The sequence below is a fragment of the Pedobacter lithocola genome (genome assembly GCF_042650845.1).
In the GTDB taxonomy this organism is placed as follows: Bacteria; Bacteroidota; Bacteroidia; order Sphingobacteriales; family Sphingobacteriaceae; genus Pedobacter; species Pedobacter lithocola.
In genome coordinates, this window is the sequence record NZ_JBHSBW010000016.1 from 482883 (window position 1) to 497987 (window position 15105).

At 37.8% G+C, this 15105-nt stretch carries 8 protein-coding genes and 1 pseudogene; 1 reads left to right on the plus strand and 8 read right to left on the minus strand.

Annotation, left to right across the window (positions count from 1 at the left end; translation table 11 throughout):
* Positions 1 to 128: 128 nt before the first annotated feature.
* The 3 genes from ACFOWA_RS20255 to ACFOWA_RS20265 are packed head-to-tail and all read right to left on the minus strand — an operon-like array spanning position 129 to position 6174.
* Positions 129 to 2267: a DEAD/DEAH box helicase gene (locus ACFOWA_RS20255; protein WP_378988827.1), complete on the minus strand. Its 2139-nt coding sequence runs from the start codon at positions 2265 to 2267 to the stop codon at positions 129 to 131.
* The gene (locus ACFOWA_RS20260; RefSeq protein ID WP_378988829.1) at positions 2264 to 3577 is read right to left on the minus strand and encodes an ATP-binding protein; all 1314 of its coding nucleotides are present in this window, start codon (positions 3575 to 3577) and stop codon (positions 2264 to 2266) included. Before ACFOWA_RS20260 ends, ACFOWA_RS20255 begins: the two co-directional genes overlap by 4 nt.
* Positions 3574 to 6174: a tellurite resistance TerB C-terminal domain-containing protein gene (locus ACFOWA_RS20265; RefSeq protein ID WP_378988831.1), complete on the minus strand. Its 2601-nt coding sequence runs from the start codon at positions 6172 to 6174 to the stop codon at positions 3574 to 3576. The genes ACFOWA_RS20260 and ACFOWA_RS20265 overlap by 4 nt, the downstream gene beginning before the upstream one ends.
* 960 nt (positions 6175 to 7134) lie before the next feature.
* Between ACFOWA_RS20265 and ACFOWA_RS20270 the strand changes: the two are divergent.
* Positions 7135 to 8027: pseudogene (locus ACFOWA_RS20270) on the plus strand (IS982 family transposase).
* A gap of 93 nt (positions 8028 to 8120) precedes the next feature.
* Here the strand turns inward: ACFOWA_RS20270 and ACFOWA_RS20275 are convergent.
* The 5 genes from ACFOWA_RS20275 to ACFOWA_RS20295 form a co-directional block, all read right to left on the minus strand.
* Positions 8121 to 8639, minus strand: coding sequence for a condensin complex protein MksE (locus ACFOWA_RS20275; RefSeq protein ID WP_378988833.1), 519 nt, complete (start codon positions 8637 to 8639; stop codon positions 8121 to 8123).
* Positions 8620 to 9852 (minus strand): hypothetical protein, encoded by a 1233-nt coding sequence (locus ACFOWA_RS20280; RefSeq protein ID WP_378988835.1) that lies wholly within the window; start codon positions 9850 to 9852, stop codon positions 8620 to 8622. The genes ACFOWA_RS20275 and ACFOWA_RS20280 overlap by 20 nt, the downstream gene beginning before the upstream one ends.
* On the minus strand, positions 9849 to 10655 hold the full coding sequence (locus tag ACFOWA_RS20285; RefSeq protein WP_378988836.1) for a hypothetical protein: 807 nt from the start codon (positions 10653 to 10655) through the stop codon (positions 9849 to 9851). Before ACFOWA_RS20285 ends, ACFOWA_RS20280 begins: the two co-directional genes overlap by 4 nt.
* The gene (locus ACFOWA_RS20290) at positions 10636 to 13365 is read right to left on the minus strand and encodes a hypothetical protein (RefSeq protein ID WP_378988838.1); all 2730 of its coding nucleotides are present in this window, start codon (positions 13363 to 13365) and stop codon (positions 10636 to 10638) included. The genes ACFOWA_RS20285 and ACFOWA_RS20290 overlap by 20 nt, the downstream gene beginning before the upstream one ends.
* Positions 13366 to 14281: 916 nt before the next feature.
* Entirely contained in the window at positions 14282 to 15004 is a 723-nt protein-coding gene (locus tag ACFOWA_RS20295) for a hypothetical protein (protein ID WP_378988840.1), read from the minus strand.
* Positions 15005 to 15105 lie beyond the last annotated feature (101 nt).

The following is a 15105-nucleotide window of genomic DNA, read 5'->3' on the forward strand; positions in this document are numbered from 1 at the left end:
TTTTTGAGCATTGTGAAGCGATAGTTAATTTTGATAAAGTATTGACGAATAAGATTGAAGGGCAGTACAGGAAAAAGAAATTATTGTATTGAAATAAATTTTTCTGGATTTATTTTCTTGGGTTTGCTTTAATCTTTACTTCCGTCTTGGGCTTCTACAAATTCACAGGTGCTTAGAAAAATTTCGGTGTGGGTGAAATCGTAGATTTTAAGTTTTAAGATGATGAGCTGGTATTGAAGGGGAAGCAGGGTTCCCCATTTTGAAAACTCCATTACTGCGGGATTGCTTTCCAGCATACTTATTAATGCGGAGTCTATATGTTCTGTTGATGCTTTGAGTTTTTTTAGCATCGCTTTGACTTCGGCAGGGTTTGCTTTGAAGTTAAAACTACTCTCATGATCGTTATAATCTGCCGTAATCCCCTGAAGTCTGAGCAGGAAATCTATGCTTTTGTTGATTTTAGTGCCTTGAAAGGAATAAAATATGGTTTCAGCATGTTTGGCTACAAGTGGGCGCTGCGTTGCTATTTCTGTTATGGGATAACATTTAAAGTCTAGTCTTAAGAGTCTTAATGCTTCCGCTGCCTCCTCGTTGAGCTCCTGGTATTCTTGTTGGCAGGAAAGGACATCAAGCATCTTTTCTCTGATCTTTGGATGCACTTCTCCGCCTGTACCGAAAAACATGGGTTTTTTGCCGTCTTTTGCCGGAATAACAAATATCTTCTTTGCCTTGTAGTCGATCTCTAATATCTTCCAGATTCTTGCTGCCAGAAGTATGTTTTCGTCTATCTGGAAAGCGGACATTAACGGGAGCTCGCCTATTGTTTTGTCGTGGTGGATGATTTTGAAGCTGGGATCTGAGCGGAAGACGCTATAGAAGTCTTTATTATTAACTGTCCATTCGCCTTCTACGCCAACAATCAATTCACCTCCGATCAGCTCTAGTTGTTCTTTTTCAACTAGTGTTTGGATGACATCATCCATTTCGGCTTCCTGGATGTGCTCAAAAGCATAGTTTTCTTTGATATGTTTTTTTAGCTGCTGAGGTGTTCTGCCGTTGGTTTGTTTAATTATCGAGAGCATCTGGTGAAGCAAAATATCGTAGGGTTTTTCTGAGGCGAGAACAGGTTCTATAAATTCGTCCCTGAAAAGTAATAAACAGGCAAGTGACTGTAACAGGTTCCATTGGTCTGTAGCGTAGAATATCAGGCTGCTTTTTTCGCCTTCACGCCGTCCGCTCCGGCCTACTCTTTGGATAAGGGAAGATATGGAATGTGCTGCATCGATCTGTACTACTTTTTCAACTGAGCCGATATCGATGCCCAGTTCCAGGGTCGAGGTGCATGAAATGCTGAATGGATAACGTTTGTTGTTTTTTGCAAACTGTTCGATATATTCTCGTAGTTCTCTATCGATGGAGGAGTGGTGGGAAAAGTAATAGCTATGGCCTTTGAGCCGGTCTGATATTTTTTTAAGTTTGACTGATACCTCTTCTGCTCTGCCACGGCTGTTTGGGAAAATGAGTACCTTATTGTCTTTTACCTCTAAATAAAGGTCTTTCATGAGCTCAATTGGAAGCTCAGCACCTTCCATTTTGAAATATCGAAATGAAACCTCCATCTCTTTGGGGGCTTTGTCTCTAAGCAATGTTGTCCCTTCTGCATCTCCGGTCAATTTCTTTGTCTCTGCTATCGCTCCGATCGTAGCAGATAGTCCGATTACCCGAAACTTGGAAGTGTGAAAGCTGGATAGTCGGGAAAGGAGTGAGGCCAGCTGCATGCCCCGGTCAGTTCCGATAAAGGAATGGATCTCGTCGATAACCACAAACTGTAAGCTGCTGAACAATTTTATTGCGTTCTGCTCCTTATTAACCAGCATCGCCTCGATCGATTCCGGCGTGATAAGCACTACGCCATCGGGGTTTTTAAGCAGGTTTTCTTTTGCTGATTTTTTGGCTTCCCCGTGCCATTTGGTTACCGGTAGATCCAGGTATTCGCAAAGCTCTTCGACTCTATTGAACTGATCGTTGATAAGTGCTATCAGCGGGGAGATGTAAAGAATTTTGACGCCCGGTTTGTTAAAGTCGATTTTAGAGAGCATCGGCAGGAAAGCAGCCTCTGTTTTTCCCGAGGCGGTGCGTGAAGAGAGGATCACGTTTTTCTCGCTTTCCATGATATGCTTGATGGCATGCTTCTGGATGGCGCGTAGCTCTTCCCACCGTTTATCGCGTATGTATCTTCGAATTGGCTCTGATAGCAGCTCAATCATAGTTCTTCGATATCATCCAAACTCATTTCAACCGGACGTTCATCCTTTACCTGCAAATCGCCAAATAATTGCTGTTTATCTATTTCAGGATTCTGCCTTAAAAGGCTCAGGATATTCAGAAAGTCCCGGATAACTTCTCTCGGGGTCAGGAATTCTTCAGCGCCTGGTTTATTGAAAAGCTCCTCCATGAACTGGTGGATATCCCTCTCATCTATTGCAATATTGGTACTGAAGTTAAAATCAAAGATTTCCTTGAGGTTTTTCAGCAGCACAAAGATCTCATTATGGTCCAGTGGCAATAATCTGATCACTGGTTGCGCAAAATCTCTGATTTCGGCTGTTTCAAATTTGTTGGTTTCTAGTCTTGACCTGAGGGCCCGGTAGCTGAAGAGGCCCCGGCGTTCGTTTTCCAGTACCTCTTTGGTTCCGGCCAGATTAAAAAATAAGTTGTTTACTTTTCCTTGAAAACAGTCGTTGTATATCGTAAGGATTTTTTCGTAGTTCTTTTCCCTCATCGTGGAAGTCGAGATCTTATAGAGGTTTATAGCCTCATCCAGGTTGATCATAAAGCCACTATATCCCATGCTCACAAAAAGTTTACAGAAGTTCTTGAGCATATCATAGTAATTCAGGTCATTAATAACCTCTCTTACATCCAGGTCTGCTCTGGCCTCAGTCTTGGTGCGGTATTCTCCTTTGAGCCATTTTAGTGCATTTCTCTTTAACCCGTCTTTACCTGTAATGTAGCCCTTATAATATTTTAATATCACCAGGCCAAAGTCAAATCCGCCGACTTCTGTAATGGTGTTAATGGTTTTCATGATCTTTTGCTCCACAAGTGGCAAATGCTCTTCTTTCCTGATATCCATCAGGCTAATGTTTTGCTCTGTTGCTGTTTCACCGAGCATTTGCTCAATCCATTTTTCAAGCAGGGTAGGCAGGGCCCCGCCTTCAGGCATGGTTTGTATGGATATATTGTCCATGATAGCGGAATAAAGCGCGACGCCTTTGCCGTCATTGGAATACAGGCGGTTATCCGGGGTAAAGTCGGCGTTCGCTACCACGAATTTTTGTTTTAATGCAACAGTATTTAAAAGGTGTAGCATAAAGGATTTGCCGGAACCAAAATCGCCAATCCAGAACTTGAACATGCTGTGTCCATTTTTAACGTCACTAAGCGCCTGCAAGAATGCATCTACCTCAGCAGAGCGCCCTACGGTAATGTGTTGAAGGCCAATCTTGGGAACTACTCCGCCTGTAAGGGAATTTATGATGGCTGTAGCCTCCCTTGGTTTTAATCCAGTAATCATATGTCTTTTATTTGAGCGTAATAATCTTTATTGATGTAGTAATGACTTCCTTCTTGCTCAATGAGCAGGTCGTCAATTAGTTCGTAGCAGTTTTCGTTGAGGTTATTAATCAACACGCTGCTCATTGTGCCCGTTGAGATACAGTAATCATTTATCAGCTGACTTTCCAAAGTAAAATCGTTTTTTTCAAACAGTTCCAGTAAACCGGCCTCTATTCCCTTGAAATCTATTTTATAACCGGTGTTATTTTTTGCCGTATTGTTTAAGGCTTCTGCTGACTTCGCTTCCGGTGTGTGGATACCGGCTGGTTTTTGTTCCTCCGGATCCTCATCGCTCAAGAATTCCCCAAGCAGTCCGACCGTTCCTGAAAATTCACTTTGGACTTTTTGGATTGCATTTTCATCGAGTTTGATTTTTTTTCTAATGGGCTCATAAAAATCTTTGACTTCCATCAGGACCTCGCTAATTGATATCTCCCTTTTGATAACTTTCAGCAATACGCCAAGGAAGCGCGTTTCGCTCGCAGGTTCCTTGAAGAGTTTCTTCGACATGGATTTAGGCATCTCCTTGAATCCCAGTTTTAGTGCAGATACATTTTGCGCCGCATACTTTAGAAAATATTCTATGCTAAGCTGTTTATCCAGCTCGCAGAGAAACCTGGAAAGCTCGAGGTATATCTGCTCTAGAGATGGGTTGCTGTTGTTGAGTTTAATTATATCTTCGGCGTGGGCAATGAACCTTTGTTTGCCTGTTTTCTGGTAATGGTCTTGGTCTTGGTCCAGGATAAGGGTAGATTTCCAACGGGTTGGATGGATGGTGTACAGCGCTTTCTCGGTCTGTTCATCTAATGGAGTAATATTTGAGGAAAGCTCGTTGAGCGCTTCTTCAATATGGATGGTAATGTGCTCCTTTACTGCTTCTTGTACCGCTGCATGCGTGTATTGACGCTCAAATCCAGAAAGCTTTTTAAAATGATAATGCGCCCGCAGAAGTTGCTCGCAGTATTTTAGGATGTATCCATAGAGACCATTTGAACCGTATTTCATTTCATAGTTATAATTTGAACTATTCAAATGGTAACGGCGTTCTTTTCTGGCAATTAGGTCGAGGATGAGATCAAATTCTACCTTCTGACTTAGATTTTTTCTCTTGTATGCTTCTTGCAAAACCTTTACCGAACGGATATAGAGTTTAACAAGTTCTGCCCCGCAGAAGGGAATACTCACAAATGCGTTGGATGGAAGGCTGATTTTTTCAAGAATATCCATATCCGCTTTGCTAAGCTTAAGTTTATCACGGTAACGGCTGCGCCAGTCCCAAGACATATAGGAGATTTCTGTTGTTATTCTGTTTTCTAGTCTGGTTATCCCCTGAGTATAGGAAGCCTGATGCATTTTCTCCAGTAAAAATCTCATTGCATAACTTCTCGTTCTGGGATATGCAGCGGATAGCCGGTCTATCAGCTTTTCCAGTTTTACAATGTCCCTATGGGATTCATATTCCTGTAATAAGTCGAACAGAAGAATAAAGTAGTAGTTGCTGTTTCCCAGGGTATCAATGCAATTACCTTGAAGAAATTCCTGTTTGAAGGTACCGTAAAATTCCTTTTGCTCACTACTAGCCTGATTGAGGTCTGAAAATGAATAGATATACCGATGTGGCCAGCTTGGAATCACCAGATCCAGTCGAAAAGAAAGCTTTTCTTGATCGATTGGTTCATTGTCTTCATCAATTTCAATTACCTCGTCAATAAGGCTATCGCGCCTTTCCCAAATATCCTCCATTTCGTTTTGCTCTAAACTGAAACTGTCTGTTTCCTCTGTTTTTTCTGAATGTATTTCATTTTTAGAATAAATAAAACTTTGTTCTGGCTGCTTCGCGTTTTCCCGCTTTGCCTCCAAGTTTTGTGCTTGGTTAATTTCTTCTCCCACAATCTCTATTTCCCTTGGGTTTTCCGGGTCTTGTTTATTCGTAGTCGTATCTACTTGATCGACTAAACTTTGAGTGTCAACTTTTTCTTGGGCTAGGGGAGGGTTCCAGTTAACAGGAATGGTTTTTTCTTGGTTTATTTCTAGTATCTGCGCAGATTGTGTATTTATTTTTTCAATGAGACCGGAAATTAGTTGAGCTATTACGTAACGGTTGTCCGCTTTGTTCTCTTTTTCGTTCGAATTTTCTATTTCGGTTGCTATTCCTGGATTTGATCTATCAATAGCCGCTGACGTGATATCTAGTGCCTGTGAGTTTGAGCACGGATAATTAATTATCGGGAGCAGGGTTTCTGTGCTTGCTATTGTTTTACCTGATTGCGCTATCTTCAAAGAGCTGTATGAAAGAGTGGGTGCTTTATCCGGGGAAGGAATGATTGCCACATTTTTATCAATCATGACATTGTTTATCTTCCTGTTTGTTATCTTAGGGGAAGATTTTTTGACAGAATTTTTAAATAGCATTTGAGAAATGACCTGCGCGTAATTAGACAAACCGGCAAAAAAAGCCGAAACATTTGTATATATTTCTACTATTTTTTTTCTAGCCTTTGGCGTGGTTAAAAAAACGATAGTCAGGCCGATGCATAAGAGATAAAAACCGATCATTAGATGTAGGCAATATATTGAATGTTTTTAAGATTCTTTTACGGGAACCTGCAATTTCTATGTTTTTGCAGGTTTGTTTTTTATTTAGGTATTTTTTCTGCCAATTGACTGAATAGCCGGCGCTTTTCCAATTGTACTTTTTCCTATTCGTATATGGCCTCTTTCGCTCTGGTTACTGCAGCGTTAAGGATATTTATGTGCTATCTGCCAAGCTTCTCGCTCAGTTTTGTTCAGGTGAGGGGCGCTCATTACAGATTTTTATCTCCAGCGTGAAAAAATGCCCCCAAATAGTGTCTAACTTTTTGGGGGCAGTGCATCTTCCAGTGGCTTTTGTTTTACTTACCCTTGGTGTGCTTGTGGGGTTTCAATGAAGGCGTATTTCCAGGGGTATCTCCCTCTGGCGCTTATCCATTTCTCCTGTAATTCAGCGATTTTTTTTGGTCCTGGTTTGATTGGCATAGTGTTGGTTTTTTAGGTGTCAATTACAAAATACAAGTTATATTCCCGGTATTGGTATGGTCGCCATTGTGAATTCTCAGAAGGGGGATGTAGCAACTTAGTAATTGCTTATATACTGGCTGGCACGAGACGTTGCGTTAAGTGCCACATCAGTTGAGCTTGATAATGAGCTTTTGGCGACACTGATAAACAGAATTATTAAAGGTCTAAATGAAATTTTTTAACAATAAGAAGTTTAGTAGAAAGTAATATTGAAAATAATAAATCCATATTCAAGCAATTGGAAAAGAGTATGCTCTTAATGGAATTTAATCAACACTATTTTAAAAAAAAATTCCTCAATGACGGAACGCTAACCAAAACAGATTTATTGAATTATTATAATGGTGAAGATATAATAACCTGAGTTCGATTAATAAATGAGGTAAAAAAATTAGTCAATCAAAAGAAAAAATCTTATATTTAAGTGTCTTAAAACCAAATACTTAGATATAATTCTTTATGATTGACTACTCTAAAATTAGTGATATTTTTTGTCTTGTAGATGAGTTCTGCAAAGATTTCGATAAAACTACTAGCCCTTTTCTTCTGGGCAAGCGCTCAAAACGACCTGCGGTGATGTCTAAGAGCGAAATAATTTCTGTTTGCCTACTCTTTCATTTGAGTGGTTTCAGATGCTTTAAGCATTTCTATTTATTCTATCTCCAGAAACATATGCGATCAGAATTCCCAAATACAGTATCCTATAACCGTTTTGTTGAGCTCAGTCAAAGCGTACTGATGCCAATGACCATCTTTTTGAAAACCTGTTGCCTGGGTCAGTGTACGGGTATTTCCTTTGTAGATTCTACCCCAATCAGGGTATGCAATAACAAGCGTGTAAAACGAAACAAGGTATTCAAGGGAATTGCAGAGGTTGGAAAATCGACGATGGGCTGGTTTTATGGCTTCAAGCTGCACATTGTGATCAATGATAAAGGGGAAATCTTAAACTTTGCCATTACCCAAGCAAATGTTGATGATAGACAGCCCTGAAAAACGAAAATTTCTTGAAAGCCGTATTTGGTAAGCTTTTCGCAGACAAAGGCTACATATCAGAACAACTTACCAAAATACTCTTTATCAGTGATATACACCTAATAACTAGTATTAGAAACAATATGAAAAATAGTCTGATGACTATGAACGACAAGATAATGCTTCGTAAAAGATCAGTAATTGAAACTGTTAACGACGAGCTGAAAAACATATGTCAGGTGGAACATTCTAGGCATAGGTCTTTTACCAATTTCATTTCAAATATGATTGCAGGATTGATAGCATATTCATTCTTCCCTAAAAAACCATCAATCAATTATCAGAAATCATCATCAAACCAAATTTTTGCATTCTAATTGATCGAACTCAGGTTAATAGATAAATATCGACTTATTGAAAAAAGAAATTAACGGTGACCGGTAGTTATATTTATTTAGTATAGCGTTGACTTATTGAGATTGCTGTTCCTTTAACTTTGCATTGGCGACATTTACTGCAAATTCAAAAAACAATTTTACCGCTTTTGTAAATTTAAATTGGTTTCCTGTCCTTTTTAAAACATTTTTCTTGTGCCACACATTAATAAAAATCTCAAAATCTTTTACGGAAGTCTTCTCCAAAATTTCCCATTTAGAGGACTGTTTTAACAATTGTTCTGTTTCTGCAATATCAAAACTCGACAGTTCTATCGCATCTCTAAAATTCTTGCCACTGTAATCCAGCTCCCGGCATAGGATTGCAAGAAAGAGTGTAAGGTCTCTTGTACGCTTTTTTGTAATTTCATTTGACGAAAGGTAGGCAAATTCAGCATCCATGCTTAACTCGAAACCATGAGATTCTCTGAAAAATTCTATATAATCCTCTTCCTGTTGCTGTATTGTCGCAAACAATGAATTGGGATAAATAATAAACCTACCATCCAATAGTTGTGTTACTATTTCTTTGTGATCACTGGGGTAACTTTTCATACAATTTAACTTTGGGCATTTGTAATATAGCATCAGAAAGCTGGATCTCGAATCGCGGACCTTCAGCATATTCAGCAAGCAGGTCTTCCTCCAGTATCAGATTTGAAACAGTAAAATACTTGGACAGGGTAATGTTGTTAGTATGCTCTTTCAAAGCATCAAAACACCATTGGTAAAAATCATCAACTCCCTTGGCCTTTAAAATTTGATCTTTAAAATAACTTGCATCCGGAAGCCATTCTAGTTCTTCATATTGTTCCTTATAAAGGACTTCTGGCGCATAGTAACTAAATTGATCAATAAAAAAAGCAGCCTCACTTCCAAAAGTCTTTGAAATTACATTGGTTTTGGTCTTTCTTAATAACGCTGGTAATGAAATAATATAATTTTCAGGCTGGTCAACATTTTCAACATAGTGGTAAAATCCGCTAAGAATAATGGAATCACTTTTAATCCTCTCCAAAAGCGGCAACAATTCTCTCGTCAGTCTACTCAAAGTCTGATCCAATTCTACTTTTGCACTTACTGTACAACCATATAGTTTTTCAAACTCCCTCTTCAATTCATAGTTTTCAGTTAAAATTCTTTTTTCACTCGTATATCTTTGAATTTGGACTATTGCATTCACTACCGAATGCGGGTGGTCAATATTCAGTATTGAATTTAGCGGTATGATATATTCGTCTATCCAATAATTCGCTTTTTGGATACGCATAGTAAAGTCCGAATGATTTTCAGCATTGATTTTTAACGATTCCGTATCTCTTAGCAACCGATAAGTTTGTCCTTCAATATCATTCAAAAACTTTTCAACGACTTTAATAATCTCCTGGATCAATAAGATGATCTTTCCCACATTCGCTTCTACCTGTAGACTGGTAAAATGGCTAAAAATCGCTTGATATCTATTCTTCAAGGTTTCTGGCAGGTCCAAAATAAAATCATCAAATATAAACTCTAAGAATGATGTGTAATTCCCATTCAACTTATATTCCCCTGTTGGTATTTGCCGGCAAAACTTTAGATCGACAGTTATCTTTGAAACAGAAATTTTGCTCTCACTACTGGTATTATATTCATTGATGAGGTTTAGGAACTTATCTGCATCAATGATAAAATCAGGCTTACTTGCGTTGAAAGCTAATTGCACAAATTCATAATGTGCCAGCAAGAACTTTAAAATGTCTTTTCCTGATAGGTTTAAGTTACTCATTTGAATAGTGCCTGCTGTTCTAAAAATTTCTTTTGCTCAAAAATATCAGTTCTGATTTTGACCACAATTTCCTCGTTACATTCTAAAACCTGTTTACTTGGTTGCTGTTCTCGGCCCTGTTTAGTTTTGATCGTTCTTGACTTGGTATCATAAAGTGCCTTATAATTATCTGGGACAAACAGTTTGGTGTAATGAAAAATGTTTTTAACCATTAAAAAAGTATGTAGCCCAATAAAATCATAATCTGGAAAAACCAGTATTTCTTCGGCTTTTATTTTTTGGACTACAGAAGCGCCAATACCACCATAGGTGTGAATAAATGTAAAATCATCGCCTATCACCTGTTCGGCTAATAAAAATGAATCCAGATTCTCGACAAAACATATTTTATCAGTTTCAAGATGTAATAAGATACTTGAAAATGCACCAAATGCACCAGTATAAAAACTCAGATCAACAGTTAACTCATTTAACAAAACCGGTTTCTTACCACGTATCAAAACAATATTTTGACTTTGCCTTTTCCCGGCTTTCGTGTTGCGAAATGCATGGATGTTACCAATTGCAGTGTTTCCAGCCTCAACGCCAGGAAATTTAGCGGCATAATATTTTTCAAGAGCTATTCTGTTTTTTAAATAAATACTTCCACCGCCAGTTATTGCTGGCATGTGTGCAATAAATCCTCCATTAATCAAGGTATTAAAATCACTTGAACCCTTAATTGAAGCCGCGATTGATGAAAAACTAATTTTTTCCTCATTAAGTATTTTCCTAATGAAATTCCTAAAGACCTGATTCTGCATTTCTATAAGTTACAGGGAAAGACTGTAATTCCCCAAATGTGATTTTAGGTTTTTGATTTCTGTTATTGCTCATTGGCTCTTTAATCATATAATATTTTTGGATACCTTCTACTTTCCTTGGAGCAGCGAAAATGGGTACAAAATTATTTTCAGAACAAAAACGGTTTAGGTATTTAACATTTTTTTGCCCTATTGCATCCAGTTCGTCAACATAGATCACGATCTTATTTTCGGGAGCAGAGTGGACGAGATCTTTTAAGATATTTAGAAATAGATAAAGTTTCAGTACAATATTCGTTCCCCTTGACTGAACCTGCTTTGACAAATCGATTTCCTCCGTTTCGCCTGTAGCCTTTGTTATTTCAACCTTGATTGTAAATAGATCAGATATTCCAATAGGACGACCTTTACTTTCAGCAATCTGTCTTTCCAATGCCCTTTTGCTATCCGAGTATGAATTATCGAAATCCAGACCGTTAGAAAATTTCAGTTTGGAAACTTTATCCAAATCCTTCATTAGGGCTTCATTCTCATGAATCTTAACTTTTACATTTTGAATATTTGAAACCGGGTATTCCGCAAGTTTATTGTTATAGCTTTTGTAAACAAATGACTTAAAATCATTGAATTGCGAAAGAAAAGTAAACGTGGGGCTACCAATTTCAAAGGAAAGCGTATCCAATAAATTATTTATGACCCGATCCATCTGGGGGATATTATTGATTTCTTCTTCAACCTCTCTAATAAACTGTTTAATATCTTGTATATCTTTTTTTAACTTGGTACTAATCTCATCCTTTAACTCTTTCCTATTTTCCCTTGTTGTGCGAAATGCATCATAAAGGCGAGTGAACTTATCATATATTTTGTCAAACGGATCTTCAAGTATCTCTTCGATTTCGTAAATATCTGATCGCTCACTTATATACTGATACTGTGTTTTATATTTTTTTAGATCACTTTCATATTTCTCTTTTTCTTTCTTCCTCAAATCCCATGCTACTTTTTCCTTTTCTATTTGGACATCTTTTTCATCGATTTTGATTGTGGTTTCAAAAACTGCCTTTTTTAAAACAACCTGAATCAACATCTCATTTTCCGTCTTCTTTTTCAACAATTCCGGTTTGCTCCTGATTTTTGCCAATAAGGTTCCCTGTTCGATTATGCTCCTTTTGAGTACATCAATTTTATCTTGAAGCGTATGGCGGTTAATAATAGCATCTAATTGGATTTTTTTTTCTGATAATTCTTTTTGCTTTGTTGCGACTTCTTCCTGCAATTGATAAATTGACGGAGGGTTGGCAAATGTGACTGATGATGTATCGATCTGACCATCGAAAAGAACCATGGGTAAATCAGCTATAGTAATAGCTTTTTGAATTTTCGATTTATCAAGATGTGCGACATCATTGCTCAGATAATTGAAAACCTTTTTTACAATCTCCGGGTCGGACGATATATTTTGGTAAAGCAAATTGTCATATTGAACTATGGATTGCTCCTTTTTCTGAATCTCATTTTCCAACTCGACGATACCTTTTTTTACCTCATTTAGGGAAAATTTACTTCGCTCTAATTGCGTCAATTGAGATTCCAGTCCGGTTTTTTGCTTTTCGCATTCATCAAGTTTCATTACCAGGCCTTGATACATTAAGTGATCCTCGATAGGTTCATAGTCAATCAATTCTTTTAATTGCATCTCAATTTCCTTGTTGGCATTTATTGCGTTGGTGATCTGAGAATTAAATGTAGCCCTCTCTGCAATTAAATCATCTCTTTCATTTTTTAGTACCGTATTAACTTTTACTTCGTGGTTACGGATTGAAATAGACAAAAGACTATCAGGAGCTACCTTATCTGACAATTCATTTTCTACCTTACCAAATGACTTAATAAATGTATTTTTTAATTTACCTAAGATGCTTTCCTCGCTTATAAATTTATCGTTCAGCAATTTTAACTTCTCAAAATCAAGTTTTGCAGACGATAAGTTGTCTAAATGGCTTTTCTTTTTTTCAAATTCATTGATTTTATCGAAACTGGAACTAGTAAATACGCTTAACGAAACATCTTGCTTGTTATCAGCAATCAATAAAGCATTCTTGAAAGACTTTTCGTTAATTTCACTTGTTTTGATCAAGTGCTTATAAATATCAGTAAAGCTATTTGAGAGGGATCTGCCCTTCCTTTTCACCTCCTTTTTTATCCAAACTACCGGATTTTTATTTTTATCTGAATTATATACCAGGTTGTATAGCTCTTCACTTTTTAGCAAATAAGGTGGGTCTGTAGGATTATCGTTAGTTAACTCTTGTAATATCTTTTCCCATTTTTTTGCCTTAAAGCCATCAGTCGAGGTTTCGATAAAAAACTGCTCTCGATATATGCCACTTATTTTGTAGTATTCAATTGTGTTTTCAGGGGTAGCTTTAACTAAAATGCAGTAATAGCCATTTTTAAAAATCTCGAATAAAATAAAACTATGAATGCTGGTGCCATCAAAATAATGCTTCATGGAATCAGAGAGCTTGCGATTATCTTCAAATCGCATCTGATCCTTTTCGGTGATATAAAGAAAATTCAGACTGTTTAAAAAAGAACTTTTGCCAACATTGTTTTCAGCAGTTATTTGAATACTGGCATTATCTCCGATTTGAATGCTTGCCTTAGCATATAATTCTGAATTTATAATTACTATTCTATTTAGCATAATCTATCTATAAGGGTAGCCTAATATAGGAATAGCTATTTGATAATCGTTGTGCTCAATAATTATTCTCATCGCCCGTACTTCTTCAATAAATAAGTCTAATGAATATTAAAATTGGGTAATTTAGCATTCAATACCGATTGAACTTGCCAATGCCTTATCTATTAGACTACATGAGAGAGGAAAACCCAAAAATTGACGACCATTATGCAGGTAAAAAAGTATCTATTTAGATTTAAAATATTGGATTCTTTTACGAGATGGCGAGAAAAGTTCTGACCCTGTAACTCTTCAAGTCATTGATAGGATACGAAAACTTTACAGTTCCGGTAAATGCATTTTTCCGATAAGTGATATTGTCTACTACGAGATAATGAAACAGGGAGATGATAATAAACGATTGGCAAGTATCGCTTTAGTGGATAAATATTCAGAAGGATTGGCGATCATTAGCGCCCAACATCAGTTTCAAATCGCTTTTGGCTACTGGATTATCTTATATTCTCCAATTCTTAAGACCATACTTTACGTTTAATTAATAATAAAAGTATTCGGATTTATGTGTGCCAAAATAGTCTGGCTCCCAAGCAATATATGGAACCACTTCTGGCTGGCACTTCCAGCTTACCATATGGTGTCTGAGAAATTTCGCTGCTTTATCCAACTTGCCATTGACATCGGTAGTGCAAGAAAGGATTACGTAATCGGGCTTCAATATAGCAGCGAGCTCGACCATGTTAAGCAGGGCTTTATTCCCGCTATCAAAAAACAGGTCGCTGCTATGTTTACACTCTCCGATATAAAACCTGCCAGAGGACATAGCAACAATGTCAAGATCGGTAAAGGGCTTACGACTTTGCGAACAATCATAAATGTCTATCTGAGGGATGTATTGAAAACTATTTACTGCCTTGTTTCACAAATGGATAAGTGTTCTCACCGCCGTCATGTTTCCATCAGGCACATAGATCCCCTTTGCACTTTTTGACCCGTAGTTATTTTTCACAAGGCTATTGAGCTTATAGGCAATCGGATTTTCAGCCCTTAAGTGGTTGGTTCCAGAACATCCCTTGCACGTGAACTTCTCCTTTGATTCTTCTATCGAATACCGGATACGCGATGAGCAATGGCGACATTTGATCACGAATCCAGGCAGAAAAACCTTATGTTCGCAAAGGGTCTGTACCATGTACTTAAGGCTAAGGCTGAGATTTTCCAAATTATACCTTCCATCCTCACGAGGGGTGAACACCTGGCCTTGTTCGAGCATAACCTTATGACACTGTTCAAAAAGATCCTTAAAAACAATAGTATCCCCTTCGGCCTTGCCACTCGTGGTTAGCTCCAAAAAAAGATCGTTCCAAAACTTATCATGGATGTAATCCTGCAAAAATGAAAAATCATTGTTAAACAGGCTGAGAAACCTATCCAATTTAATGCTCGAATCCGAATAGGCTACACTTCTGAAAACATTTTTGATATCCCTGCTCCCGGTTATTTTTGGCGATGTCACAGAAACGCTCGCCACATCATAGAAATTCCAGACCTTTAGCGCAAGTTTTCTTTTCTCATGAAGCTCAGGGGTAACGGCAAACGACAATTTCCTATTCCGATCTACCCGGCTGGCAGTCTGCAACATTACGTCTGGATTAAATTTTGGAGGAAACCTTAACGCCTGATTGAAGGGACTATTGGAAACCGCAATGGAAATATCACATGCATACAATGGAGTGGTTGGTG

Bases quoted from the DNA above. Each gene is read 5' to 3' on its own strand.
- ACFOWA_RS20290 (WP_378988838.1), bottom strand. From the start codon at position 13,365: ATGCTAAATAGAATAGTAATTATAAATTCAGAATTATATGCTAAGGCA.
- ACFOWA_RS20275 (WP_378988833.1), bottom strand. From the start codon at position 8,639: ATGAAAAGTTACCCCAGTGATCACAAAGAAATAGTAACACAACTATTG.
- ACFOWA_RS20265 (WP_378988831.1), bottom strand. From the start codon at position 6,174: ATGATCGGTTTTTATCTCTTATGCATCGGCCTGACTATCGTTTTTTTA.
- ACFOWA_RS20260 (WP_378988829.1), bottom strand. From the start codon at position 3,577: ATGATTACTGGATTAAAACCAAGGGAGGCTACAGCCATCATAAATTCC.
- ACFOWA_RS20295 (WP_378988840.1), bottom strand. From the start codon at position 15,004: ATGTTGCAGACTGCCAGCCGGGTAGATCGGAATAGGAAATTGTCGTTT.
- ACFOWA_RS20280 (WP_378988835.1), bottom strand. From the start codon at position 9,852: ATGAGTAACTTAAACCTATCAGGAAAAGACATTTTAAAGTTCTTGCTG.
- ACFOWA_RS20255 (WP_378988827.1), bottom strand. From the start codon at position 2,267: ATGATTGAGCTGCTATCAGAGCCAATTCGAAGATACATACGCGATAAA.
- ACFOWA_RS20285 (WP_378988836.1), bottom strand. From the start codon at position 10,655: ATGCAGAATCAGGTCTTTAGGAATTTCATTAGGAAAATACTTAATGAG.